This is a genomic window from Cohnella soli (assembly GCF_042655525.1).
GTDB lineage: Bacteria > Bacillota > Bacilli > Paenibacillales > Paenibacillaceae > Cohnella > Cohnella soli.
Genome location: NZ_JBHSMI010000042.1, coordinates 13,710 through 38,905, shown reverse-complemented (window position 1 = coordinate 38,905; position 25,196 = coordinate 13,710). Strand labels below are relative to the sequence as shown.

Sequence of the window (25,196 nt, the reverse complement as noted above, 5' to 3'; positions counted from 1 at the left end):
TGAATCGCGTTATTCCCGTGTCATGATAGCGTCGCATGCATCTACTCAGGAGGGAAACGATGGGAAGGAGAAGTAGACGGGTATTCGGAGGTCTGTTGGCAACGATTTGCTTGGCCATCGTTTTAATCGGCGCTCCGGGTTCTTTGCAGTTCGTCCAAGAGAAGCAAGCTGCGGATGACGAAGCGGGCCCTTCGGCCGACAGTGATGTCACGCAGCGCGCTAAATATGCGAGTAACAGTGATGTCGCGCAGCGCGCTAAATATGCGAGCGACAGTTTGGAGCCGTTTTATTACGAAACGTTGCAGCGATGGAAGGAAGAAGGGGTACTATCCGGAAGGCAGGAATTGCGTATATCCGCCGCCTCGTTCAATCGGAAATCGCCGGATGCCGAGGCACATTCCGCAGCTTATGCAGGGGAAAGCGATGTGCTGGTATGGCCCAATGAAAAAGGGTGGGTGGAATATGATGTAGAGGTGGAAGACGATGGGCTGTACGAGCTAGCGATCGAATATGCTCCCTTTGGAGAGAAGGATGGCGGCAGCCAACAGGCTGTTATTCTGGGCTTGAAAATCAATGGTGAATACCCGTTTCGAGAGGCTCGCTCCATGGCATTTGAAAGGAGCTTTCGTGAATTGCCAGCCCAGTTTGACGAGAACGGTAATCAGCTCCGCTCGCAGCTCGAGGAAGCCGAGGGATGGAGAAGCAAGCCTATTTCTGATTCCAGCGGCGCATATGCGCTTCCGCTGCTGTGGCATTTGAAAAAGGGGGGAAATACGGTGCGCATCGAAGCGCTGCAGCAGCCTGTCGCGTTTCGTGCGATTACGGCTGCGCCACCGTCGATGCTGCCTTCTTATAGTGAAGCAAGAACCGGGTATCCTTCGGTTCTGTCTACGGCCAGTGATATGATTGTGGTTGAAGCTGAGCATTTCAGCTATAAAAATTCGACAGGCATACAAGTTGTTTATGATAAAGATCCACTGACGACACCGCGTTCGCTGACAGCTAAAATTTTCAATACCTTGGGAGGCTATACCTGGTCAAAAGGCGGGCAGGCGGTTACATGGGACTTCGAAGTTCCAGCAGACGGTTTGTATAAACTGGGTTTCCGAGCCTATCAAGGGTTCCGTAAAAATCTAACCGGCTTCAGAACAATATCTTTGGATGGCCGAATTCCATTCGAGGAGCTGGCCAGCTATCCGTTTGCCTACAGCTCAAATTGGAAGGTATTTGCTCTGCAGGATCAAGAGGATCAGCCCTATGAGTTTTTTCTCAGTAAAGGGAATCATTCGATTACGCTGGAGGCCAACTACGAGCCTTATACTCCTATTATTGTGGATATTGACTGGATATCCCAAGAATTACGGAGTGTAGCTTGGGATATCCGTGTGGCAACGGGCAACCGTGAAGACAAGCTGCGTGTGTGGAATGTAGAGAAGGATATTCCAGGCATTACAGAACGACTCGCCAAGCTGCAGAGCAAGTTAACGGAGCTGACTAAGCGGATGGTGTCCATCAATAATGCGACTGATACCGTATCACAATCGTTCAAATCCGCCGCTAAGGATATTGAGGGATTGCTCCGAAAGCCGGATGAAATTCCGTACAGCCAACTGACCATAGGGACCTTACAGGAAAAACTGGAGGCCCAGCGCATTGAATTAATAAGCAGCCCGCTTCAGCTCGATAAGCTGTTCATTGCACCGGTGGAGCAGTCTTTCCCAAGAACAACGGCCCGTTTTTTGGAGAAGATGAAGGGCTCGCTGCAGTCATTATGGTATTCATTTTCGGATAAGAACCAATTCAGCAAGCAGAAGGGCGAGGAACTAAATGTATGGATGCTGTGGGGCAGGGACTATGTAGATGAGCTGCAGCAGCTGGCGGATGAGAAGTTTACACCTAAGTACGGGATTAAGGTTCGAGTTAATTTGATTCAGACTAGTGACCTGCTTGTGTTAGGCAAAGCGGCTGGCATTTTGCCGGATGTTGCGCTTGGGATTCCAGAGGGGCTGCCCTATCAAATGGCGCTGCGCAATGCCGCTTTCGATTTGTCCACAATGCCCGGTGCCCAAAAGCTGCTGGACGGTTACCATCCCGGCTCTTTGCTGCCCTACTATTATGACGGGGGCTATTATGGACTGCCGGAAACGACGAACTTCAAGGTGCTGTTCTATCGAAAGGATATTTTGGATGAACTGGGGCTGAAGGTACCGAACACGTGGGATGACGTTTACTCCATGATGCCGACACTTTTGCAGAATGAATACAATTTTTATGTGGATCCTGGCGATTTCACTTACATGTTCTTCCAAAACGGAGTGGATCTGTACACCCCGGACGGATTATCCACGGCGCTGAACACGCCGGAGGCATTTGACGCTTTCAAGAAATGGACGGACTTATTTAATGTGTACGGTATGGATCGCCAAGTGCAGAGCTTCTACAATCAGTTCCGGAGGGGGACGATGCCTATCGGCGTTGCAGATTTCAGCATGTACATGCAACTGCTTGTTGCTGCCCCGGAGATTTTGAATACATGGGAAATCGCGCCGGTTCCCGGAACGATTCGTCCAGACGGCTCATTCGTCCGCTGGTCTGGAGCGAGCGGCAACAGTATGATGTTGTTCAAGGATACGCCGAAGAGCAAGCAGGAGCTGGCGTGGCAGTTTTTACAATGGTATACGTCAGATGAGACGCAGACAGAATATGGCCTAAATATGGAGCAGTACAGGGGTGAGGAATTCCGCTGGAATACGGCCAATGTTCGGGCTTTCGCACGGATGCCATGGAAGAAGGACGACTTGAACGTTATTCTTGAGCAGTGGAAATGGATCAAAGAAATTCCTAATGTCCCGGGAGGCTATATAAGCACGCGTGAGCTTTCGTTCGCTTTGAACCGTGCCACCATTTCCAATGAATTAGCAGGCGGTGCAGGACTGGAAAATCCGCGTATTGCACTAGAAAAGGGGATAAAGGAAATTAACAGGGAATTGGACAGAAAGCTTCGTGAATTTCATATGGTCGACAGAGACGGGAAGGTGCTGAAAACCCTCGATCTTCCGCAAATTACTGAACCGTGGAAGGGGGCGGAAATCAATGCCAAGTAGTGTGCAAGCCCCTCCTGTAGCCAGCAAATCCACGCTTCCCAAACAAAGGAGTGGAACAGAGAGGGCTGCTGCCAAAATAAAATTCCTGCTGGCGGAGGTATGGAAATATCGTACGTCCTATCTGTTCATCGCCCCTTTCTTGCTGTTGTTCATTGTTTTTATATTAATTCCGGTTATTTGTGGTATTTTACTTAGCTTTACAGACTTCAATGCCATGGAGTTTCCTAAGTGGGTCGGCTGGCTGAATTATCAAAATTTGCTGTCGCAGGATACTGTTTTTTTGCAGTATGTTCTTCCCAACACCTTTAAATTTGCGTTATTCGTAGGCCCGCTAGGTTACGTCTGTGCTTTCCTGCTTGCAGCCGTGATCGCTCAGCTGCCGCGGTTGGCAAGGACTGGGTTCGCTTTGGCGATGTATGCTCCATCGTTGACAGCCGGGATAGCTATGGTCGTCGTTTGGCAGGTTATGTTTACAGGCGACCGGACCGGATATATCAACAGCTTTCTGCTGCGGTGGGGCTTCATCCAACAACCGATTCTCTTTGTGCTAGATTCTAAGTGGTTGCTGCCGGTTATGATTCTCGTATCGATCTGGGCGAGTATGGGGATAGGTTTTCTGGCTATTTTGGCCGGGATTCTAAACGTCGACAAACAGCTTCATGAAGCGGGAAGGATTGACGGGATTGCGAATAAGCTGCAGGAGCTGTGGTATATTACGATTCCTTCAATGAAGCCGCAGCTGCTGTTTGCTGCGATTATGTCGATCGTCCATACGCTGAAAACGGGGGGGATCGGGACGCAGTTATCCGGTGCGAACCCCACGCCTAATTATGCCGGCCAGCTTATGATCAATCATATTGATGACTATGCATTCATTCGTTTTGAGCTGGGTTATGCCAGCGCCATCTCTGTGGTCCTGCTGCTGCTCATGTTTATGCTAAGCAGAGTGTTCACGAGCTTATTCGGTTCAAAGGAGGGATAGTATGCCAGTAAGGATAGGAAGATGGGCCCGGCAATGGTACGGAGAAAGCACAAGGTGGGGAAGCGCCTTACGAAACATGAGCGGCGGTAACTGGTTCATGATCGTTTTTCTGCTGCTGCTGGCTGCATTTATGTTGCTGCCGCTAGTCTACATATTTAATCATGCATTTAAACCGCTGCATGAATTGCTGCTGTTCCCACCGACTTTTATCGTGAAGGATCCGACCATCCGTAATTTTGTAGAATTGCTGTCTTTGACCAAAAGTACGTTTGTTCCTGTTTCGCGGTATATCTTTAACAGCGTTGTCGTTACGGTTTTAACGACCATCGGCATGGTTGTGACAGGGGCGTTATGCGCGTACCCGTTATCCAAGCATCCGTTTCCAGGCTCCAAGCTGGTATTTGGGACTATTGTCATTTCCCTGCTATTCGTAAGCGAGATCATCGCGATCCCTCGCTATGTTGTGGTCCAGAGCCTGGGGATCATGAATACGTATTGGGGACATATCCTGCCGATTCTGGCCCTTCCCGTCGGTGTATTTTTGTTAAAGCAGTTTATGGATCAAGTGCCTAATGAGCTGCTGGAGTCAGCGAAGATCGATGGGGCAAACGAAGTGCGCATTTTTCTGCGCATCGTTGTACCTGTCGTCATGCCGGCAATGGCTACTGTCACTATACTGGCTTTTCAATCCGCCTGGTCCAATGTGGAAACTTCAAGCTTGTTTATGCAGGATGATTCAATGAAAACATTGCCGTTTTATTTAAGCACGCTGAATTCCGGTATGGCCAATTCCGTGGCGCGGCAAGGAGCTGTAGCTTCAGGATCATTAATTATGTTTTTGCCCTCTTTGCTCATTTTCCTCTTCTATCAGCGGAAAGTGATCGCCACGATGGCACATTCGGGCATCAAATAAAGCTGAGTTTTCAGGAGGTTCGCATGTGAGGAAGCTGCAAATCAAATGGCTGGCCGCCATGATAACCGCCATATGTCTGCTGTTGTCATGGATGACGCCGGCTTGGGCCGAGATGCCCTATCGCACCTATACGCAGGATAGCTACAATCGAATCGTCCCTACGCAGCCTGCGTATAAAGCGGCGGGGCTCATCGCCCAAGATCTGAAAGTTCCTGATGGGCAGGGCGGACAAATGTATTCTCCGCTGAAACGACCTCAGGACCTGTATATCGATAAGCACGACCATATGTACATCGCTGACACGGATAACAATCGGATCGTCCATCTGGATTCGCAAGGCCGAGTACAAAGGATTATAACGGTTCCGGAAAGCCCGCTGGACCATCCGCAAGGCGTCTTCGTGGATGATCATGGCGATTTGTATATAGCTGATACTGGAAATAAAAGAGTGCTGCGTTTGGATAAAGATGGGCGGATTGTGCACGAATATACAAGGCCGCAATCCCGCTTTATCGCGGAATCTTTCGTTTATGAGCCAACGAAAGTGTCGGTGGACAAGAGAGGATTCGTCTACGTTGTGCCTCGTGGAAGTTATCAGGGCATCGTGCAATTTGATGCGGAAGGGAAGTTTTACGGTTTTTTTGGCACGAACTGGACGGAAGCGTCTACTATGGATCGAATTAGAAAGATGTTGTACACCAAAGAACAGTTGAGCAGGCAAGTCAGACTGCTTCCGGCTGCGATCGGTAGCATGTTTATCGATGAGCAGGGCTATCTCTATACGGTGTCCGTGTCAGCAACAGAGCAAATTAAGAAGCTGAATATTCGCGGCGATAATTTATGGCGGAAATTGAGCTTTGGCGACAAAAATACGGTGATAGACAGAGGTGCTGACAACCAAGCGAGCCTGCCTCAATTTGCTGATATCACTGTCAGTCACAACGGAATTATGACGGCGATTGAGAAGAACAAAAATATTATTTATCAATATGACGCAAGCGGCGAGCTGCTATTTTTTTGGGCGGGGCCGGTAACGGTGGGCGCACCTCGAGTTGGTCTCAGTCAAAGCCCGATTGCCATTGCTTCTAATTCAAGAAACGAGCTGTTTGTCCTCGATGACATCATGAATCTGGTTCAGGCTTTTACGCCAACGCCATTTGGCGAGATGGTATATAAAGCCCTCGGTCTGATGCATGAGGGCAAATATGTGGAAAGCGTGCAGGAATGGCAGGAGATTATTCGCTTGAATGCCTACTTTTCACCGGGATACAAAGGTCTTTCAGATGCCGCCTATTATACCGGTGATTATGAGCAGGCTCTGAAACTGTACCGATTAGCCGGAAGCGGGGGGGGGTATTCCGATGCATTCTGGCAGCTTAGATTGCAGTGGTTTCAGAAGCATTTTTCATTCCTGGCCACACTTTGTCTCGCGCTTTTTGTGATCTGGATCATTGCGGCGAAGCTGCAATCCAGGTTGGGCTGGAGGCGACGTATCAAAGGGACTTGGAAATGGCGGGAGTATCAAATATTCCAACAACTGCGTCATAGCTTCACCATTTTGCGTTCACCGCTTGAAGGTTTCGGAGATATTCGTTACCTGAACATGGGAGGCTATTTAAGCGCTGCCGTATTGCTTGCCCTTACGGTTCTAGCCATGCTGGGGAGCGTATATGTAACGAGCTTTTCGTTCGATCCAGTTCCGGCCGGCCAAAGAAATGGCGCTTCTATTGCACTTGTTGGTGCCTCGACATGGTTTTCCTGGATTATCTGCAACTATTTGATCGGATCGATCCGGCATGGGGAGGCCAGGTTCAAAGATGTATTTGTTGGCGGAGCCTATGCCTTGGTGCCCCTTCTTTTGATAGGACTTCCTCTAGCTCTGGCTTCCAACGTTATGGCACTCAGCGAAGCACCTATTTACAGTTTCCTTCATTCCGCGGTTTATATCTGGTGCGGACTGTTATTCTTTTGGAAAATTCAGGCGCTGCAAAACTATACAGTTGGGGAAGCTGTGGTCAATGTCCTGCTGACTGCTTTTGCTACGGTAATGCTGTGGGTGCTTGTGTTCATTATCGTAGGGCTGTTCTCGGAATTCTACAGCTTTATACAGACGATTTATCAGGAGGTATCGATGTGATAGGATTTGTTCGCGCCAAATGGCTTCCCGTCTCTCTGTTCACAGCGATCCTCATCTTGTTTATCTATGCCGGATTTTATTTTGCAGCGTCGAAATACGGAACAGGGTCATTGGGGCAAATCGCGGGGCAAGCGGAGCAGGCCTCCGGGCAACAGGCGGCACCCGTTGGAAGCAGCGCGGCAAATGTGAAAACGGATGCAGGCAAGGGGAGCCTGACTAATGGCTTTCCTGATGAAAGTACGTTCCTGGTTGTGGCTGAAAACCGAAATTTAAAGCTCCTAGTCAGTCCGGAGACTGGCCATTTCATCGTGACCGACAACAGGACAGGGCATGTATGGAGATCGTTTGCTAGTCCCGAAGAGTGGGATGAAAAGGAAAATTCTAACGCTTGGAACGTTCATTTACGCTCACCTTTCATGTTCAGTTATGTGGAATTCAATGTGCGTAAGGATATGCTGAAGGAAACGAACTTTATTGAGCATGGAGGAACAATTGCCAGCTTCGAGCAGATAAACAACGGCGCCAGGTTCAAGTTTGCTATTCCTGAGCTCGGCTTTGTGATCCCAGTGGAAGTGCGACTTTACGAAGATTATGTGGAAACCCGGGTGCTGGACGAAGGGTTAATAGACGGGAATGAACTACCGGTACAGGCTCAAGCTAAAGGGAATGATCCCAAGGCAAGATTAGCTTCAATCCGTCCGTATCCATTTCTTGGCGCAGTAACGTCCGCAGACCCTGAAGGATATTTGTTGATCCCTGATGGATCTGGAGCGCTGATTCGGTTTCGGAAGGACAGGGTACCGAGTCCGAGCCTCTATGTAGGAAAAGTATTTGGCGACGACTGGGCCTACAGCAGCAACAGCGCCTTGTCGGACCGCTTGCCGGTAACGATGCCTGTATTCGGAATTAAATCCGGCGGTCAGGCGATGATCGGAATTATTGAAGACGGTGCAGAATATGCTAACGTGCTCGCCGCGCCTTCTAAAGCTTTCAGCCAATATAACTGGGTGACGCCGGAGTTTCAGTACAGGCTTAAATATATGCAGCCGATGAATACCAAGAAGACAAGCGGCATCATGAAGTATAGCGCCGATCGTATTCACTCGGACATGTCGACGCGCTATTACTTCATGGATTCTTCAGATCCGACGTATGCAGATATGGCGGCTCGCTATCGACAATATTTGATGGACGAAACTGGCGCCTTATCGGATGTGAAGAAGGAAGGGCCGATTCCGCTGCATTTGAGCTTACTTGGAGCAGATACGGAGAAAGGCTTTCTCTTTGATTCTTATCTGGCATTGACGACTACCAGCGAAGCGAAGACGATCGTCGGAGAATTAAACAGTCTTGGCATTGATGCGCTGTCCATTGTGTATATGGGCTGGCAAAAAAACGGCTACAGCGATTATGGAGGGCCATTCCCTATTGCTTCCAAGCTTGGCGGTGATTCAGGGATGAAAGCGTTCATTGATTATGCCCATTCCAAAAATTTTCCCGTTTATTTAAGCGCTGATCATTATTCGTTTAATAATACCGGGCGGGGCGGCTTTCGAAGAAGCCGAGACGGCTTGCGTGATCAGGGCCAGGCGGTGATAGATTACCGTACGTGGGGTAGTCAAGTCAAGCTTACTTTTGTCAGTCCGCTGTTTGTGGAGAAAAGCGTCTTGGGGGATTTGGAGAAAGTGAAATCGCTGCATGCAGACGGCTTGCTTCTGGGAAGTGCAATCGGTGCAATTGTCAATGCCGATTATAATGACCGCTATCCGGTCACGCGTGCTGAGTCCCGCAGAAGTCAGGAGCGGATATTCCAGAAGGTGAAAGAAACGCTGGGCAGCGTTCAGGTTTCCAGCGGCAACAGCTATACATTGGGCTACGCCGGACATATGCTAAGCAGCTATGATGATTATTCCAAGGATCTGTTCGTGGATGAAGCCATACCGTTTGCGCAAATTGCCATGCATGGGCTCCTATCCTACTCTTTCGAATATGCGAACCAAAGCGACGATTATAAAACAAGCTTTCTGAAAGCAATTGAATATGGGGCGGAGCCATCGTTTATAGTCACTTATGCACCCACCAAGCAGCTTGCGGATACTTACTCCTTAAAAAAGTTTTACAGTACAGACTATAGAGACTGGACGTCTCAGATGGTGATGCAGTATCAACAGTTCAATGAGGCACTAGGTGATGTACGGGATCAATTTATTACTGGACATCGGAAGCTTGCGGATGGTGTTTATGAAACGGCGTATTCGAACGGCAAACGCATTATTGTTAATTATAACAACACGAAGTATTCGTTCGGTAGTGCGACCGTAAATGCACAAGATTTTGCAGTTCGGAAGGGAGGGGATTAAAGATGGGAAAAAGAAAATTAGTTAGCGCCAAGACGATGCGCAAGCTGGACGGATTGCTGTTTATGTCGCCGTGGCTGCTGGGTTTTGCCGTCTTTTTAGGTTTTCCTCTCCTTTTTTCTCTGTATATGAGCTTTCACAATATGAAAATGCTGCCTACCCGGATGGATTACGAATTCGTGGGACTCAAGCATTATAACGAAATTTTGTTTAGAAGCTCGGCGCTGTACGACGGATTGTTTCCTTTTTTCCGTGAAGAAATCATTATGATTCCGGTGATTCTCGTATTTTCGTTACTGATCGCAATGCTATTGAATCAAAATTTACCCGGACGCTTCCTGTTCAGAGCGATTTTCTTCCTTCCCGTCATTTTCTCGTCGGGGTATGTGCTAACAGAGCTGGTCAATCAAGGAGAGGGAGGTCTTGGCTTTCTTGAACGGTTTGAGCTTGGCAAATATTTGAACATTATGCTTGGAGACAGCTCATGGTCCGCTCCAGTGCAAACCGTGCTTAACCGCTTCGTGCTGGTTCTCTGGTATTCCGGAGTGCAAATTCTGATTTTTCTTGCCGGACGTCAAACGATTTCCAAATCCGCCTACGAGTCTGCCCGCATCGACGGCGCATCACCTTGGGAAGTGTTCTGGAAAATTACGCTGCCTGCGTTATCCCCATTTATTTTACTTAACCTGATTTATACGGTCGTAGATATGTTTACGTATCCATTCAATCCGATCATCAGTATGATCGGACTGAATCAAGGGGAATATGGCTTCAACAGCGCACTTGCTTGGACTTATTTCCTCCTTATCATCGGCTTTCTGGGATTGATTGTCTTGCTATACAGCAGATTTAATAAGAACAATGCTTTAAGAAGAAAGTAAGGAGGAGGCTGCGATGAAGAGCGGAATTTCGGCAAAGCTGAGGGCGGCAAGGATCGGCCTGGCAAGTAAACGCACTCAGCGCCGCGTCAAGCGCATTCGTTTTTGGCTGTTAGGCCGCGAGATTAATAATGGACTGATATTTAAGCTGTTCATGTATGCAATCTTCATAACCACTTCCTATATCTACATGAACCCGATTTTGCGAATGATGGTGAAGATGGTGATGAGTGTAAAGGATCTGCTGGACCCTACGGTTTCATGGATCCCTTCCTCCATTTATTTGGGACATTTAGAAACAGCATGGCACTTACTCAAATATGAGAAAACTGTGATCATTAGTGTGATTATATCGGTAACGGTCGCTGTCTTTCATTGCATTTCATGTGGGCTTGCCGGCTATGCGCTGGCACGGCTTGAAGTGCCGTTGAAGAAGCTGATTACATTCTTGTTGATTGTCGCTTTTATCATTCCGCCGCAGGTCATTGTCCTGCCTACGATCATTGCTTATAACGAGCTAAATCTGAGTAATTCGCTCATTACCCTTGTCATCCCTGCTTTATTTGGTTTTGGGATGAAAGGGGCCATGTTCGTGATCATTTATCGGCAATTTTTCATGACCCAGCCGAAGGAACTGGAGGAGGCCGCCAAAATCGATGGCGCCAGTGTCTTCCGATTTTATTTGAAAGTTATGTTTCCTCTATCCAAGCCGGCTATGCTCGTAGTTTTCCTGTTTTCATTTGTCTGGACGTGGAACGATACTTACTTGCCGCGTATGTTCTTGACGGCGGCGCAGGATGTTCCGCTTGCTGTGGAGATGTCCCGGTTAGGAGGAAGTGTTAGCGAATTTATTCTTAAATATGATTTGCCGCTGTATATGGCCGAGCCGATTCGGATGGCGGCCAGCTTCCTAACCATTCTGCCACCGCTGCTCATCTATTTCTTCGCACAGCGCCACTTTACAGAAAGCGTGGAAAGGACCGGACTTGTAGAGTAGGCAAGGTAAAAAAACTAACTTTATCTGCATGTTTTGAGGAGGTTCCAAGAGGTTGATCAATTATACCAAGGAGGAATTTAATAATGCCAAATGATGAGAAAAGTTTGCTGAGTAGAAGAGAATTGTTGGTCTCTATGGGGATGGCAGGTACAGCGATGGTTGCTGGTGGGGTTGCTGGTGGATTGCTTCAGTCCACAGCGTTTGCATCCGGAAACCAGGGGGAGAACCAGAAGGCGCGTTTTATTATTGATAAAAGCGGTATGAATCAACAAGAAATTAATGATGGAATTGATAGTATACAGGACTTGTTAAACTTAACTGTAAATCTTGGTGCGGTGGTTTATGTTAAATCATTTTACAAAGATGTTGGCTTGGGTGGTGGTTTCTTTGAGTTAAAGACAAAAAGTACAGAAATTATTGATAATGTAGTGTATTTTAAGTCAAAAACACTAAATTCTACTTGGGTTCGGGTTGAACAAAGTAATTTAAATGTTTATCATGCTGGGGTTCAATTTAATAATGAAGATCAGTCCGAAAAAATAAATAATTTATTAAGATACTCGAAACATATAGATTTGTTTGGAAATTTGTTAAAGCTTAATTACTTAAACTTAGTTGATGACATGGTTATAGAGAATGGCACACTAGATTTTACTAATAGCACTTCTCCCAAAATTAATCCACCACGATCACCAATTATGTCATCTAAGGTAGATAGGGGTAGTAATACGGATTATGAAGTTGATGCTAACTATCAAACATTACAATCACTAAACAATGTGACATTCAATCGAATACATTTTAAATCTCTTGGTCAGTGCGCATTACTTCACAAATCAAACAATATTGTATTTAATTTCTGCTCTGGAAATTGGTCAATGCAAACGTTGTTTAAGTTCGTCGGTGGATGGCATGGAACGCCACTAAAAAATGATACCCCAACATCTTATAACTTAATTGATCCGAAGAATGGACGATGCAGAGGTATTTATTTTAACTTTTGTGATTGGAAGGCAAACTACGACAAAACGCAACTTGCACACCCTGCTCACTTTGTTGCATGTGAGGATGTATTTATTCTAGGCGGAAGTGTTGATGCAATATTTGGTTATCGTGCGGACATATATAACAAAAATGTCGTTATCGATGGATTGTCATATGAAAACACAAATAAGCAATCAATAATTGACGCTAAAAACGGACAAATACAGGACGATGCACTTGGTGTATATATCGGGCAAAACACTTATGATGTATTTATTAGAAACAGTACATTTAAAAACTTCTTGATTAAGTGTTTTTACATTGAAGCAGCTTCACGTATCTACATCAACGATATTGTTTCTGAGTGCGATAGCGTTGATTCTGTTGCGGTTTTTGCAGATATTCAAGGCAACTATAGAAATGCTGAAAACACTTTTTGGGGTAATTGTGCAGATATTTACTTAAACAATATCAGCTCTAAAGGCACATATCGTGGGTTAAGAATTAATACCTATGCAAACGCACTAGCTGTTAAAAATTTAAGTATAAAAAATACTGATTTGAAATTAACAGTAATCTTATCAGCGCTAACTTTAGCAGGTGTTGAGAATGTTATGATTGATAACTTTAATAGTAAGGGAAATTTGGAAATATACTCCAATGTTAAAGGCGGTTACATTAAAAACAGTAGTTTTTATAATGATGCTAACTTTGCGCTATTTCTTTATCATGTTAGTCAGGAATATGAATTACCAGCTATTGAAAATACTAACCTAACTGTTGGCTCTGGAAGTGTAATTTATAATAATGGAAAAAATGGGACATTGAAATTATCTGGCGGTTCAATTGGGTCCAATGATAATTCTGCTTGGATTCAAAGTGGTGCAGATCCATCTCAAGTAGACATAAAAGGATTAAAATTACAAGATGGGAATCATAGACAATTTCAAGCTGTAATACAATTGGCAGATCGTCAGTTTACTGTTTATGAATTTGAATCTAGCGACTTTCATTCACAGTACACTGGGTCTGTATCACTTCAAAACGAAGCAATATTTGCTAGTGAGTATGGGATATTGCTTGACATGAAGGTGTCTTTTGCAGCCAACAAGGTACAAATCGTATGCAGGAACATTAGCGGAAAGCCTGTAAGTTTCACTGGTGTGTTTAGAGTCGATATAAATGCAATGATTATTAATAATATGTAGCTAACCCGTTATTCTAATCCATCCGGAGAATAGCCCGTCCATTGCCGAATCGAAATCTCGGGCAATGAATTCAAGCTGGACGGGGCGAGGATTCTGGATGCGAAGAGCACGAGGGGCTTGACCGTATCGGGCAATCGCATCGCTAGCGTCAGACGGAAGGCTTCGGGGGCGGACGGCTCGGGCGAGCTTATCCGCTTGCTGGCGTGCAGCGAGGTCTATATTAGCGACAAAGCTACGGGCGCGAGGAGCTTATGCTGCTTAACATGGCGCAGCAAGGCGCGCTCGGGACCGCTGTATGTTCGCCAAATAGCATCTCGACGTCAAGGTCGGAGAAAAACTCTTCAATCCGATAGAGCGGACGCCTGGCGCAAAGTGTGTTTATGATCATCGCTTTAATATGTGTGCCGGGCGATCGCTTCCATTGCGCCACATCCCAAGTCACCATCTGATTCACAATGCGTTCTACGCCAAGCTCATCGAATAGCGCAGCAATTAACTGGCTCGCTCCTGCGTGGACTGGAACAACGGAATCGCTAATCATCGAAAATCCCTCCGCTCATGGACGAATGTCTAGATTGATTCGTCCTGGCGAAGGGAAATACCTGCTGAAAGCACCGACCATAAATACAAAACTTCCATTTTATTCATGCGAAATGTGGGTTATACTTACCGCCATTGGCAGGACTTTTACTTCACCGCGCCAGCCGTCACGCCTTCGGCGATTTGTTTTTGGAAAATAACATATACGACGATAACCGGGATGATGGAGACCAGCAGGCCTGCAAACAGCGGACCCCATTCCGTACGGTACTGCATCTCTGTCTGCATGACTGCAATACCTACGGGAAGCGTATAAAGTTTAGGGTCATTGATGAATACCGTTCCCATAATATATTCATTCCATATATTCAAACCATTCATAATGCCTACGGAAATCATGCCTGACTTGGCAAGAGGCAGCATAACCGAGAAGAATGTTCGCGTATATCCCGCACCGTCGATAGACGCTGCTTCTTCCAATTCCTTAGGCAGCATCTTGAAAAAACTGACGAGCACGAATATTCCAAAGGGCAGAGCGCTGGCAGTGTAGACGATGATCAGACCGGACAGCGTGTTGATCAAGCCCATGTCGTTCAGAAGGAAAAAAAGCGGGATCAAGCCCAAGATCATCGGGATCATCATGGCTGATAAATAAAAGTAATACATCGTCCGACTTGCTTTGAAGGCGAATCTGGCCAATACATAAGCCGTGGTTGCAGCTAGAAAAACGGATAGAAAAATGCTGGAGACCGTAACGATCGTTGAATTTAAGAAGAAGCTGCCAAAACCGTATTTGCTCCAAACGTAAGTAAAGTTAGACCAGAGCAGCGGAAATTCCGGCAACGCCCAAGGTTTGTTTAGCAAAAATTGCGGGTTATCCTTTAAGGCGCCTAGTAATGTCCATACAAGTGGATACAATACCGCAACAGTCCATAAGAGCATGATCAAATTCGTAATGATGCGGGCGAGCGGATTTTGTTTGTTTAAGATCATATTGTCATTTCACTCCTCAAGCCAATTCGGGCGTATCCCTGCGTAGCATACGTTGAAGGATTACGGTAGTCATAAGAGAAAGCGTGAGGATTAATACGCCGATTGCGGCGGCATAACCCATGTGATATTGCCTGAAGCCCATCTGATACAAATAGGAGCCCATAACTTGAGTCGAATTGTCAGGGCCGCCCTCGGTCATAATCCAGACGATAATAAATGAACCGTTCAAGGTAGTCATGACAATATGTAAAATGCTAATTTTCATCTGCTCCCAGATGAGGGGTAGAGTGATAGACCAGAATTGTCTGCCTTGGGAAGCGCCATCCAAATCGGCCGCTTCGTACAGCTCCCCTGGAATGCTTAATATCGCGGCAATTAACAGAATCATATAAAAGCCGATTCCTGCCCAGATCGAAGGCCATAGCAGCGACCACATCGCGAGACTCTCGTTTCCCAACCAGGCAATTTGGACCGGCTCAGCAGTGAATTGCGATAAAAAGGAGTTAAGAAAGCCCAAGTTCGGATTATAGACGTATCTCCACAACACGCCGATTACAACGACAGATATAATGTTCGGAATAAAGAAGAGTGCTCGGTAAAAGCTGCTTCCGCGAATTCTCAAACGCGTGACTGCGATTGCGAAGAAGGTTGCCAACAGCATAATTCCGAATACCTTGCCGACGACAAGGAAATAATCGTTTTTGATTGCAGTCCAAATAATCGGATCGGCAAACAATTCACGGAAATTTTTCAAACCTATGAAATCCATGTTTTTCGAGCTGCCTGACCAATCGAATAAGGAAATATGAATGCCTTTAGCAATGGGATATAGCGTGAATAAGCAAAAAAATATAAAAGTGGGAAGCAGGAAAACCGCAATAAATGCGTTTCGTCTAGTTTGTTGCAACATCGCGTTTACCTTCCTTTATCCTGTCATTGAATCAGACAGCCAATAAGGGGAGAAAGCCATTCGTATTTCAGGCATTCCCTTATTGGCTGTTTGGTATCATTCAGAAAAACTATTTGCGTGCTTTTGCCGCTGCGTCTTCCAGACGTTTCATCCATTCTTCAGGCGTGATTTTACCGACCGTTAAGGCTACAGTAGCATCTTGCTTTACTTTTTCCACATCCGCATTCAATACGGCGACAGGAGCGACGGTGGTTGTGTCGGAATTGAAGAATCCCATCGCATCTTTCACGACGCCGCTAGCTGAAGAGGAGCTCAAATCTGCCTTTACGTTCATAATTGCTCCAGTCAGCTCTGCCCAACGCACTGCATTCGCTTTTGTGAATGCGTATTCCAGGAACGCTTTCGCAGCTTCAGGATTTTTCGCGTCCTTGGCGATGGCGATCGTGTTCGTGTAAGGAATAACGATGCTATTCTGGCCTGCCTCTTGAGCTACTGAAGGAATGAAGCCGAAATCGAAGCCTGCAGGAATATCATTCTTCATTTCGTTTTCCAACCAAAGACCGTTAGGAATGAACGCTGCTTTGTGCTGCAGCCACTGAGCTTGCGAATCCGTATGGTTCAAGGACACGGAGCCCTTGTCAATCAATTGCTTATCGACGAGCTCGACGATTTGGTTCAGCGCTTTCTTGACCGCTTCGCCAGAGAAGCTGCCTTCTTCCAGGTTAGCTTGTTTCAACAAAATAGAGCCGTCGCCGCCGTTAGCAGCTACGATCGCGGAATCGACCAAACCGCCGTTAATGTAGTAAGGATACACGCCCGTATGAATAAGGGGAGATATTCCGGCTGCTTTGATTTTCTCGCTAGTCTCGATAAATTCGCTCCAGTTGGCAGGGGCGGACCAGCCGTTCTCTTGGAACAATGCCTTATCGTAGAAAATACCCCATGAGCCGAATACGAGCGGAAGCGTGAAGTTTTTGCCGTCTTCGTAAGAGGTTGGCTGCGAAATTAGGATGTCCGTCAATTTATCGCCGTCTAAGTTTGTTGCCGTCTTCAAAAATTCGGTTATATCTAGCAGTTGTCCGTCGTCGATCATTTGACGTTCGTTAGATCCTGCACCATCGATGTATACGACATCGGGCGGAGTGCCTTGGATCCAGCGAGGCTTCATTTGATCGTTGATTTTAGGGCCTGCAGATTGCTTAATGTGTAGCTTAGGATTCGCCTTTTGAAAGCCGTTGATTACTTCTAGCCACCATGCGTCTCCATATCCGCCAACGAAGTATTGAATTTCGAAATCTCCGGTCAATCCGACTTTCTCGGAGCTGCTCGAGGTTGCAGGCGGTGATGATTCCCCCGTTTTGCTGTTATTTTTGGTGCCGCAAGCGATTAACGACATCAATAAAATTAAAACCATCCCGTACGCAAACGTTTTTCTCATTCTCACGATTCATGTTCTCCTCTTCAGTCTCTATTGCCGGTTGGATAAGGCTTTATTTCGCGCACAACGCCAAAAAAGGGCATGAGTTGTGTAAGCATAATAACTGCTTACATAACTCATGCCCTTGCGGTTACACGTCATGTTTCCTTACCTATTCGGCTGAAACTAGCATATAGCGTGAAAATAACGATGTCAACAAAAACAATATTTTCTTTACGGAGAATTCGTTTGACAAGCGAATATGCCCCGTCATATTATTACTTTTATAAGGCGTGTTACTAGTTCACTAGGCATGAGCCGAAGATGTTCGACTAATTTTAGTCGTCATTTTCGGCTTTTTATGTTTTTAACCAATAGGAACATTGCGAATCAAAAGGCTCTGTAGAATTTACATTCTTCAGGAGGGATGGGTTTGGCCAAGAGAGGGTTGCTGCAAATTGATCGTGTTGTGGGCAATAACGTCGTTCTGACGTTAGATCCTAGGACGTCGAAGGAATATGTACTGTTCGGCAAAGGCATCGGATTTGCCTCCAAAGGGAGCGAATGGATAAGTATCGAAGATGCCCGAATCGAGAAGCGCTACAGATTGGACGAGGAGCAGCCGATCAAACAGTATCAAGAACTAGTCGAGAACATTGATCCGGAGGTTATCCAAATTTCCGAACAGATTATCGAGAACGTCAAGGAACGGATGGGGACTCCAGTACAGCCCAAAGTGTATTTCGCGCTGCCCAACCATATTCAATTTGCTTTGTACAGATTGAAAAATGGGATGGAGATCAACAATCCGTTCCTTCATGAGACCCAAATGAGTTTTCCATTCGAATATGAGATTGCTTCTAAAGCCGCAATTATGATTAGCGAGCGATTCGGCACTCCCATTCCGGATGACGAAATCGGCTTCCTGGCGCTTCATGTCCATAGCAGTACCGGTACGGCATCGGTTGGACAGCTAGTGAAGATGGCAGGGCTCTTGAATCGGATTGTTGAGCATATTGAACGTAGAAGACAGACGAATCTGCCAAGATCGAGCAGCGAATACGTCAGACTGATTACGCATATTCGGTCAGCGATTGAACGTCTCATGCTCGGGCGCCATGTTAATAATCCATTGGCAACGGAGATTCAGACGCATTATCCCCAATTATTCGATCTTGCAACGGAAATCGCGGAGCTGATTAAAGAAGAATTGGAAATTGAAATCTCCTTAGACGAGATTGGATATATGGCGATGCATTTGCACCGTCTATTTCAGTTACAGTAATCAACAGCAAGAGAGCGAGGGATGCACGATGATCCGGAGATGGTTGGGGCGAAAGCAAAATGCATCCTATGTTGCGGCCTCGGCGCCTGTTAATGGCAGGCTGATTCCGCTCCGCGAAGTGCAAGACGATGCGTTCTCCCGCGGATTCATGGGAAAAGGCGTAGCGATAGATCCATTGGATGGCAAGGTCGCATCGCCTGTCGACGGTAAAGTCATTCATGTCATCGATACGAAGCATGCCGTAGTCATTGAGCACTCCTCCGGCGTGCAGTTTCTTATACATATCGGAATCGATACTGTCGATTTGAAAGGCGAGGGATTCAAAGTGCCGGTAAAGGCCGGCGATGCAATATCCGAAGGGCAAGTCATCATGGAATTCGATCTTTGCAACATTCGTAAGGCAGGTTATCCGACTTATATTCTTGTGATCGCCATCGAAGAGCAGCTTGTCAATGATATCGAATGCGAGTATCGCGAAGTTCGCCTGGCAGAGCCGAATGTATTTCGTGTCGTTCTGAAATAAGTCAGTCGAGCGGAGGAGATTCTAGAATGCTCGCTTTCCTTCAAAAAATAGGGAAATCCCTCATGCTTCCTGTCGCGGTCTTACCGGCGGCGTCGATATTACTCCGGTTCGGCCGAATCGATTACGAACAAGACTTCGGCTTCGGACATTTCGGCGGCTGGTTGAATGCCTATATCGCACCGTTTCTGGACGCAGGCGGCTCTGCGATTTTCGACAATCTCCCGCTCATCTTTGCGATTAGTATTGGGATCGGTATCGGGGGGGATGCGGTTGCAGCGCTTGCCGCCGTTATAGCCTATTTAGTGTTGAATAATGTATTTATCAAAGTTGCTACTGTATTTTCGGGCTGGTCGAATACGGGGACGGAACTAAATATGGGCGTAATGGGAGGTATATTGGCAGGACTTGTCGCCTCATTCTTCTACAAGAAATATTATCAAATTAAGCTTCCGGACTGGCTCGGGTTTTTTTCAGGCAAAAGATTCGTCCCCATTATCACTTCATTCTCCATGGTCATAATTGCGGTTGGCTTGGGTTTAATTTGGGGTCCGGTGCAAAATGCGTTGGAAGCATTCGGTCAATGGGTGATTGACCTCGGAGGCGTTGGCGCGTTCGTCTATTTGACTGGAAACAGGCTGCTAATTCCTTTCGGATTGCATCATGTATTGAACAACATCGCATGGTTTCAAATCGGGACTTATGCGGATGCTTCAGGTCAGGTTTATCAAGGGGATTTAAATCGATTTTTTGCGGGTGACAAAACGGCAGGGTTGTTAATGTCCGGTTTTTTTCCAATCATGATGTTTGCCCTTCCTGCTGCAGCTTTGGCGATTGCGCACACTGCCCGGAAGGAAAAACGAAAGCTCATTTCCTCGATTTTTTTAAGCGCGGCTTTAGCCTCATTTTTGACCGGAATTACGGAGCCTTTAGAGTTCGCGTTCATGTTCGTTGCCCCATTGCTGTACGTTATACATGCTTTTCTAACGGGACTAAGCGGATTTATTGCAGCTGAAATGGGAGTCAGGCACGGTTTTGGCTTCTCGGCAGGATTCATCGATTATGCGATTAATTATCCTTTAGCTACGAAACCTTTGTTAATTATTCCGCTTGGGCTGTTGTTCGCCGTTATTTATTATTTCATGTTCAGAATTATGATCGTTAGATTGAATCTGATGACTCCTGGCAGAGAACCGGAAGACGCCGTGAAAAGCGCGGCGCCCTCGAAAGGGGCGGGGTATCACGATCATGTCGCTTTTGCCACGGTGATTGCGCTTGGCGGAGCATCGAACATTCGCAGTATCGACGCATGTATCACGCGCCTTCGCTTGATCGTATCCGACGAAAGCTTGGTTGATGATATGAAGCTGAAGGAATTGGGAGCGGCAGGTGTTGTTCGGTTAGGGAAGGGCTCGGTTCAGGCGATTTTCGGGATGGATGCCGAGAAGCTGAAGGATAGAATCAAATCAATATTATAGGAGTGCTTTGTTTGAAGAAAACCTACATGGTTAGTAATCCGACGGGAATACATGCGCGCCCTGCGCGCAAAATCGTCGAAGCAGCCATAAAATTTCCTTGCGAAATATTTTTGGAGAAAGACGGCTCCCAATATAATGCCAAAAGCTTGATCAAGATGATGTTGATTAGCGCAAAATCTGGAGATGAGATTACCGTTATAGCGGAAGGGGAACAATCTGAATCCGCCATAGAGGCCATAGGAATTTTGTTAGGCTCCTATCATTAACAAGGAAACGAAATGCGATTCCCGGGAAAAGTCCGGTTACGTCGCTTTCACGCGAGCGAAGAAGTCCGCGATGGCGACTTCAGCGGCGCCGAGCATCGCCGAACGTTCACCGAGATCGGCGAACAATAGCTGAACTTTGCGCAGATGAAAACCGATGGCGCGCTGCACGACGGTTTGCCGCAGCGTCTGCTCCAGCCATGGCTGCGCCTGGCTCATTCGGTTGCCGATGACGACGGCATCGGGGTTAAAGACATTTATGATGTTCGCGATGCCGATGCCCAAGTACTCGCCGATGCCTTCGAACAGTTCAAGCACGTCTTTGCGGCCCTCGCCTGCGGCAGCGAGCAAATCTTCCAGTTCTGCGAAGCCGAGAGGGGCAGCTTGCTCCAGCAGCGCCTGCTCGGACGCATATCGTTCCCAACATCCGCGATTGCCGCACGCGCAGCTTTTGCCGTGAGCTTCGACGGATAGGTGCCCCATTTCCCCGGAAAATCCCGATGTTCCTTTATATAACGTTTTGTGCAAAATGAGCCCCGTCCCGATACCGATGCCGACGCTGACGTATACAAGGTTATCAATGCCCCGTCCCGATCCGTAGTTCCGTTCCCCGAGCGCGCCCATGTTCGCTTCGTTGTCGATCACAACCGGAAGGGAGAACTTGTCCGACAGCATGCGGCGTAATGGAACGTCTCGCCATTTCAAATTCGGGGCAAACAGTATGGAGCCATCGGCATCGACGAGCCCCGGCACGCCAACCCCGATGCCGACGATGCCGAATGCGCTCGATGGGGCCTCCGAAATCAGTGTTTCGATGCAGTTTTCGAGCTTTCGCACGGCATCGGCGACCTCAATATTGGCCAAGTGAACGGAAATGGTGTGTTCCGCCATGACGTTGCCGCGAAGATCGGTAAGCACGCCGCGAATGTAATTAACGCCCAAGTCGATACCGATGGCATACCCGGCCGATGCAATGAAGTCGAGCATGACAGGTTTGCGCCCGCCGCTCGATTCGCCGGAGCCGATCTCTTTAACGAGAGAACCGTTGATCAGATCTTGGACGAGACTGGAGACGGTTGCCTTGTTTAAGCCGGTTTGCTCCGAGATTTGCGCACGAGACAGCGGAGCGCCGCGCAGAATCGATTCAAGTACGATGGCGGTGTTTATTCGTTTAATCAGCGCTTGATCGCCGGTCGGTGTTGTCATGGCAGGGAGGTGCTCCTTTAACGGATCGCTTTTTACCTATCATATCACAAATCGTCAAATCGAAACTTAGTTTATTGAATAGACAAACTAAGTTGCAGCGTGTTATCCTGAGGTCAGCAAATATCCGATAAAGTTTATTAGGAGGCCCTATTCCGATGAGCAAGTTCCCTAACGTTCCGCCCATTCCATTCGAAGGCCGTACTTCCGACAATCCGTTCGCTTTTAAGCACTATAACCCGAAAGAGGTCGTGCTTGGCAAGACGATGGAGGAGCACCTTCGCTTTGCTGTCGCCTATTGGCATACGTTTAACGGCAGCGGCTCCGATCCGTTCGGCGTCGGTACGGCTGTACGAAGCTGGGATGCTTACTCTCCGCTAGATCGTTCAAAAGCGCGAGTCGAAGCGAACTTCGAGCTGCTCGAGAAGCTGAACGTGCCGTTCTACGCATTCCATGACGTCGACATCGCGCCGGAGGGCGCAACGCTAGCCGAAACGAACAAAAATCTCGACGTCATCGTCGCGATGCTGAAGGAATATCAGAAGTCGACCGGCAAAAAGCTGCTGTGGAATACGGTTAACCTGTTCACGAACCCGCGTTACGTCCACGGCGCCAGCACGACGAACAACGCCGAAGTGTTCGCGTACGCGGCAGCTACATTAAAGAAAGGGCTCGAAGTCGGTAAAGAGCTCGGCGCGGAAAACTATGTGTTCTGGGGCGGTCGCGAAGGTTACGAGTCGCTGCTCAATACAGACATGAAGCTCGAGCTCGACAACCTGGCAAGATTTTTGCATATGGCCGTCGACTACGCCAAAGAAATCGGCTTCGACGCGCAGTTCCTGATTGAACCGAAGCCGAAGGAGCCTTCCAAGCACCAATACGACTTCGACGCCGCCACGGCGATCGCATTCCTTCAAACGTATGGACTGAAAGACAAGTTTAAGCTGAACATCGAAGCGAACCACGCCACATTGGCAGGCCACACGTTCGAGCACGAGCTTCATGTTTCGCGCATCAACGGCATGCTCGGCTCCATCGATGCCAACCAAGGCGATCTTCTGCTCGGTTGGGATACGGACGAATTCCCGACAGACCTCGTCTCGACGACGCTTGCGATGTATGAAATTCTCAAGAACGAAGGCGGCATCGGCCGCGGCGGTGTTAACTTCGACGCCAAAGTGCGCCGTTCGTCGTTCGAGGACGAAGATTTGTTTTACGCCCATATCGCTGGCATGGACACGTATGCGCGCGGCTTAAAGGCGGCGGCGAAGCTGATTGAAGAGCGCGTGCTTGACGACCTGATCGCGCACCGTTACCGCAGCTTCTCCGAAGGCATTGGAGCGGATATTGTTTCCGGCAAAGCGACGCTGAAATCGCTCGAAGCGTATGCGCTGCAAGCGAAACCGATCCGTAACGAGTCCGCCCGCCTGGAGCAGTTGAAGGCGAAGCTGAACGATATCATTTACGGCGTATAAAATAACCGCGAATTCGCGAAACAAGGAGCATTCTTCATGAACTACGTCATCGGTATCGATCTCGGCACAAGCGCCGTCAAGGCGCTCTTGGTCGCGCAAGACGGCACGGTTGCGGCGGAAGCGACCAGAGAGTATCCGCTCTACCATGAGCGGACGGGCTGGAGCGAGCAAGACCCCGAAGATTGGGTTGCGGGAACGATAGACGCCGTACGGGAACTCGTCTCCGGAGCCGGCGTCACCCCGGAGCGGATTGAGGGCTTGAGCTTCTCCGGGCAAATGCACGGACTTGTGCTGCTCGATGAGAACAGGAAACCGGTGCGCAGAGCGATTTTATGGAATGACACGCGCACGACCGAGCAATGCCGCGAGATCGAGAGCGCGCTTGGTGACAAATTACTGGCCGTGACTCGTAATCCGGCGCTCGAAGGTTTCACGTTGCCGAAAATGTTATGGGTGAAGCGACACGAGCCGGACACGTACGCAAGAGCGGTATCGTTTCTGCTGCCGAAAGATTACGTACGACTGCGGCTGACAGGAGCGTCCCACATGGACTTGTCCGATGCAGCAGGCACGCTGATGCTTGATGTCGCCAATAAGAGGTGGAGCCCGGACGTCCTTCAGGAATTCGATATTCCTGCGTTGTTCTGCCCAACGCTTGTCGAAGCGGGAGCGTTCGTCGGCACTCTGACTGCGGAAGCTGCGAAGCAAACAGGCCTCGCCGCATCTACGAAAGTATTCGCCGGCGGAGCGGACAACGCTTGCGGAGCCATTGGCGCAGGTGTTTTGTCGCCGGGAACGACTTTGTGCAGCATTGGTACTTCAGGTGTTATCCTTACTTACGAAGCCGATGCATCCGTGGATTATGAAGGCAAAGTGCATTTCTTTAACCACGGTCAGCCGGGGGCGTTCTATGCGATGGGCGTGACGCTTGCGGCAGGATATTCGCTCAGTTGGTTCCGCGACGCGTTCGCGCCGGGTGAATCTTTCGAGTCGCTGCTCGCCGGCATAGACAACATTCCTGCAGGCTCGAACGGCTTGTTATTCACGCCTTACATCGTCGGAGAGCGGACGCCGCACGCAGATGCGCTCATTCGCGGTAGCTTTATCGGCGTAGACGGAAGCCACACACGGGCTCATTTCGCTCGAGCGGTTATGGAGGGCATTACGTTCTCGCTGAACGAATCCATTGCCATTTTCCGCGAAGCCGGCCGTACGATCGATTCGATTGTCTCGATCGGCGGAGGCGCTAAAAATCCGCTATGGTTGCAAATGCAGGCGGACATCTTCGGTGCGAACGTCGTCGCGCTTGAGAACGAGCAAGGGCCAGGTCTTGGCGCCGCAATGCTGGCAGCTGTCGGCTGCGGCTGGTATGCGGATCTTGCCGCTTGCGCCGAACAATTCGTCAAGCGCGCGCGCACCTATGTGCCGAATGAAGCGGTATCCGAGAGATACGCCGCCCTGTTCGAAATTTACCGTCGGGCGTACGGGCAAACGCGCGAACTGAACTATGCGCTGCACGATTTTCGGTGAGAAGCTATGAGACAAGGAGACT

19 protein-coding genes are annotated in these 25,196 nt (G+C 48.1%); 14 read left to right on the top strand and 5 right to left on the bottom strand.

Translation table 11 applies throughout. From position 1 onward, the window contains the following. Positions 1-59: 59 nt before the first annotated feature. From ACFPOF_RS23920 to ACFPOF_RS23885, 8 genes are all read left to right on the top strand, one after another. On the top strand, positions 60-3,104 hold the full coding sequence (locus tag ACFPOF_RS23920) for an extracellular solute-binding protein (RefSeq protein ID WP_378137418.1): 3,045 nt from the start codon (positions 60-62) through the stop codon (positions 3,102-3,104). Then, complete coding sequence (locus ACFPOF_RS23915) at positions 3,094-4,086, top strand: carbohydrate ABC transporter permease (RefSeq protein WP_378137416.1); 993 nt, start codon at positions 3,094-3,096, stop codon at positions 4,084-4,086. The genes ACFPOF_RS23920 and ACFPOF_RS23915 overlap by 11 nt, the downstream gene beginning before the upstream one ends. A gap of 1 nt (position 4,087) precedes the next feature. After that, complete coding sequence (locus tag ACFPOF_RS23910) at positions 4,088-4,999, top strand: carbohydrate ABC transporter permease (RefSeq protein WP_378137415.1); 912 nt, start codon at positions 4,088-4,090, stop codon at positions 4,997-4,999. A 25-nt stretch (positions 5,000-5,024) separates the two neighbouring features. Next, positions 5,025-7,136, top strand: a complete 2,112-nt coding sequence (locus ACFPOF_RS23905; RefSeq protein WP_378137413.1) for an SMP-30/gluconolactonase/LRE family protein — start codon at positions 5,025-5,027, stop codon at positions 7,134-7,136. A 56-nt stretch (positions 7,137-7,192) separates the two neighbouring features. Beyond that, positions 7,193-9,496 carry a DUF5696 domain-containing protein gene (locus tag ACFPOF_RS23900; RefSeq protein WP_378137411.1) on the top strand — a complete coding sequence of 768 codons (2,304 nt, stop codon included), beginning with the start codon at positions 7,193-7,195 and terminating at the stop codon, positions 9,494-9,496. Positions 9,497-9,498: 2 nt separating this feature from the next. Next, on the top strand, positions 9,499-10,374 hold the full coding sequence (locus ACFPOF_RS23895; RefSeq protein ID WP_378137409.1) for a carbohydrate ABC transporter permease: 876 nt from the start codon (positions 9,499-9,501) through the stop codon (positions 10,372-10,374). A 13-nt stretch (positions 10,375-10,387) separates the two neighbouring features. Next, a complete protein-coding gene (locus ACFPOF_RS23890) occupies positions 10,388-11,368 on the top strand; it encodes a carbohydrate ABC transporter permease (RefSeq protein WP_378137407.1) in 981 nt (326 codons plus the stop codon). 83 nt (positions 11,369-11,451) lie between these two features. Next, positions 11,452-13,560: a hypothetical protein gene (locus tag ACFPOF_RS23885; RefSeq protein ID WP_378137405.1), complete on the top strand. Its 2,109-nt coding sequence runs from the start codon at positions 11,452-11,454 to the stop codon at positions 13,558-13,560. Positions 13,561-13,792: 232 nt separating this feature from the next. Here the strand turns inward: ACFPOF_RS23885 and ACFPOF_RS23880 are convergent, their stop codons facing one another. From ACFPOF_RS23880 to ACFPOF_RS23865, 4 genes are all read right to left on the bottom strand, one after another. Next, positions 13,793-14,101, bottom strand: coding sequence for a DUF4277 domain-containing protein (locus ACFPOF_RS23880; RefSeq protein WP_378137403.1), 309 nt, complete (start codon positions 14,099-14,101; stop codon positions 13,793-13,795). A 146-nt stretch (positions 14,102-14,247) separates the two neighbouring features. After that, positions 14,248-15,093 (bottom strand): carbohydrate ABC transporter permease, encoded by an 846-nt coding sequence (locus ACFPOF_RS23875; protein ID WP_378137401.1) that lies wholly within the window; start codon positions 15,091-15,093, stop codon positions 14,248-14,250. 16 nt (positions 15,094-15,109) lie between these two features. Continuing rightward, complete coding sequence (locus ACFPOF_RS23870) at positions 15,110-16,003, bottom strand: carbohydrate ABC transporter permease (protein ID WP_378137399.1); 894 nt, start codon at positions 16,001-16,003, stop codon at positions 15,110-15,112. A 109-nt stretch (positions 16,004-16,112) separates the two neighbouring features. Then, entirely contained in the window at positions 16,113-17,441 is a 1,329-nt protein-coding gene (locus ACFPOF_RS23865; protein ID WP_378137440.1) for an extracellular solute-binding protein, read from the bottom strand. A gap of 406 nt (positions 17,442-17,847) precedes the next feature. On the opposite strand from ACFPOF_RS23865, the gene ACFPOF_RS23860 reads away from it, so the two are divergent. From ACFPOF_RS23860 to ACFPOF_RS23845, 4 genes are read left to right on the top strand one after another with little or no spacing between them, the layout of a single operon-like run. Next, positions 17,848-18,705 (top strand): BglG family transcription antiterminator, encoded by an 858-nt coding sequence (locus ACFPOF_RS23860; protein WP_378137398.1) that lies wholly within the window; start codon positions 17,848-17,850, stop codon positions 18,703-18,705. Positions 18,706-18,733: 28 nt separating this feature from the next. Further along, positions 18,734-19,228 (top strand): PTS sugar transporter subunit IIA, encoded by a 495-nt coding sequence (locus ACFPOF_RS23855; RefSeq protein WP_378137396.1) that lies wholly within the window; start codon positions 18,734-18,736, stop codon positions 19,226-19,228. A gap of 26 nt (positions 19,229-19,254) precedes the next feature. Next, positions 19,255-20,703, top strand: a complete 1,449-nt coding sequence (locus tag ACFPOF_RS23850; protein WP_378137394.1) for a PTS transporter subunit EIIC — start codon at positions 19,255-19,257, stop codon at positions 20,701-20,703. A gap of 11 nt (positions 20,704-20,714) precedes the next feature. Continuing rightward, positions 20,715-20,969 (top strand): HPr family phosphocarrier protein, encoded by a 255-nt coding sequence (locus tag ACFPOF_RS23845; protein WP_378137392.1) that lies wholly within the window; start codon positions 20,715-20,717, stop codon positions 20,967-20,969. Between the two features lie 36 nt (positions 20,970-21,005). Here ACFPOF_RS23845 and ACFPOF_RS23840 read toward each other — a convergent pair whose 3' ends face one another. Continuing rightward, on the bottom strand, positions 21,006-22,172 hold the full coding sequence (locus tag ACFPOF_RS23840) for an ROK family protein (RefSeq protein WP_378137391.1): 1,167 nt from the start codon (positions 22,170-22,172) through the stop codon (positions 21,006-21,008). A 155-nt stretch (positions 22,173-22,327) separates the two neighbouring features. Between ACFPOF_RS23840 and xylA the strand changes: the two genes are divergently transcribed. Both xylA and xylB read left to right on the top strand, forming a co-directional pair. Further along, positions 22,328-23,644 (top strand): xylose isomerase, encoded by a 1,317-nt coding sequence (gene xylA, locus ACFPOF_RS23835; RefSeq protein WP_378137389.1) that lies wholly within the window; start codon positions 22,328-22,330, stop codon positions 23,642-23,644. Positions 23,645-23,680: 36 nt separating this feature from the next. Beyond that, a complete protein-coding gene (gene xylB, locus ACFPOF_RS23830) occupies positions 23,681-25,174 on the top strand; it encodes a xylulokinase (RefSeq protein ID WP_378137387.1) in 1,494 nt (497 codons plus the stop codon). The last annotated feature ends 22 nt before the right edge of the window (positions 25,175-25,196 follow it).

What these genes read in the sequence shown, in the direction of transcription:
- ACFPOF_RS23920 (WP_378137418.1), top strand. Translation starts at nt 60, where the DNA reads ATGGGAAGGAGAAGTAGACGGGTATTCGGAGGTCTGTTGGCAACGATT.
- ACFPOF_RS23915 (WP_378137416.1), top strand. Translation starts at nt 3,094, where the DNA reads ATGCCAAGTAGTGTGCAAGCCCCTCCTGTAGCCAGCAAATCCACGCTT.
- ACFPOF_RS23910 (WP_378137415.1), top strand. Translation starts at nt 4,088, where the DNA reads ATGCCAGTAAGGATAGGAAGATGGGCCCGGCAATGGTACGGAGAAAGC.
- ACFPOF_RS23895 (WP_378137409.1), top strand. Translation starts at nt 9,499, where the DNA reads ATGGGAAAAAGAAAATTAGTTAGCGCCAAGACGATGCGCAAGCTGGAC.
- ACFPOF_RS23890 (WP_378137407.1), top strand. Translation starts at nt 10,388, where the DNA reads ATGAAGAGCGGAATTTCGGCAAAGCTGAGGGCGGCAAGGATCGGCCTG.
- ACFPOF_RS23885 (WP_378137405.1), top strand. Translation starts at nt 11,452, where the DNA reads ATGCCAAATGATGAGAAAAGTTTGCTGAGTAGAAGAGAATTGTTGGTC.
- ACFPOF_RS23880 (WP_378137403.1), bottom strand. Translation starts at nt 14,101, where the DNA reads ATGATTAGCGATTCCGTTGTTCCAGTCCACGCAGGAGCGAGCCAGTTA.
- ACFPOF_RS23875 (WP_378137401.1), bottom strand. Translation starts at nt 15,093, where the DNA reads ATGATCTTAAACAAACAAAATCCGCTCGCCCGCATCATTACGAATTTG.
- ACFPOF_RS23870 (WP_378137399.1), bottom strand. Translation starts at nt 16,003, where the DNA reads ATGTTGCAACAAACTAGACGAAACGCATTTATTGCGGTTTTCCTGCTT.
- ACFPOF_RS23865 (WP_378137440.1), bottom strand. Translation starts at nt 17,441, where the DNA reads ATGAGAAAAACGTTTGCGTACGGGATGGTTTTAATTTTATTGATGTCG.
- ACFPOF_RS23860 (WP_378137398.1), top strand. Translation starts at nt 17,848, where the DNA reads ATGGGTTTGGCCAAGAGAGGGTTGCTGCAAATTGATCGTGTTGTGGGC.
- ACFPOF_RS23855 (WP_378137396.1), top strand. Translation starts at nt 18,734, where the DNA reads ATGATCCGGAGATGGTTGGGGCGAAAGCAAAATGCATCCTATGTTGCG.
- ACFPOF_RS23850 (WP_378137394.1), top strand. Translation starts at nt 19,255, where the DNA reads ATGCTCGCTTTCCTTCAAAAAATAGGGAAATCCCTCATGCTTCCTGTC.
- ACFPOF_RS23840 (WP_378137391.1), bottom strand. Translation starts at nt 22,172, where the DNA reads ATGACAACACCGACCGGCGATCAAGCGCTGATTAAACGAATAAACACC.
- xylA (WP_378137389.1), top strand. Translation starts at nt 22,328, where the DNA reads ATGAGCAAGTTCCCTAACGTTCCGCCCATTCCATTCGAAGGCCGTACT.
- xylB (WP_378137387.1), top strand. Translation starts at nt 23,681, where the DNA reads ATGAACTACGTCATCGGTATCGATCTCGGCACAAGCGCCGTCAAGGCG.